This window comes from Pararhizobium sp. P1_E7, from assembly GCF_056405855.1.
On sequence record NZ_JBFUBH010000250.1, the window covers coordinates 1 to 569 of the forward strand.

At 57.5% G+C, this 569-nt stretch carries 1 pseudogene; it reads left to right on the forward strand.

Features of this window, described 5'->3' with window-relative positions:
- Positions 1 to 569 (forward strand): annotated as a pseudogene (locus AC1D17_RS29250) (hypothetical protein); the annotation flags it as partial.

Here is a 569-nt window from a genome sequence, read left to right on the forward strand (position 1 = left end):
CGACACGCTCGACATGCGCGGCTTCACGCTGGAGGCTTCTGCCTACTTATACAAGAGCATTTTTGACCTGGGCACAGGGAGCGATACGGTCTTTGTCTCGGGCACGACAAAGGGCCAGGCTAACGTCTATGGCGCCGATGTCCTGAATGTCGATTTCTCAGCGTCGTCGGAAGATTTAAACGTCATCAACAATCAGATTTATACCACAGGCGGCGGCCTCTTTCTTGAGTTGTCCAATTTTCCCCTGACAACGATGACGGTAACCGGCGGTTCCGGGAACGATCAGTTGTTCGGCTTTGGCATTCGTGCAGTCGCCACGCTGAAAGGCGGGGCAGGGGATGATAGCCTCACTGGTGGTACCGGTAGCGACCTTGACGGCGGCTCGGACAACGACTGGATCTCCGGTGCTGCAGGCGCCACGATGGTCGGTGGTACCGGGACTGACGTTCTGCATCTCGACCTGTCGTCCTTCACGATGGCGGTGTCGTTCACGCTGGCAGATCAAGCCCTGGCGGCAGTGCAGCTTGGAGCCAATACCAGCGTCCAGGGCTTCGAGACTTTCCTGCTTA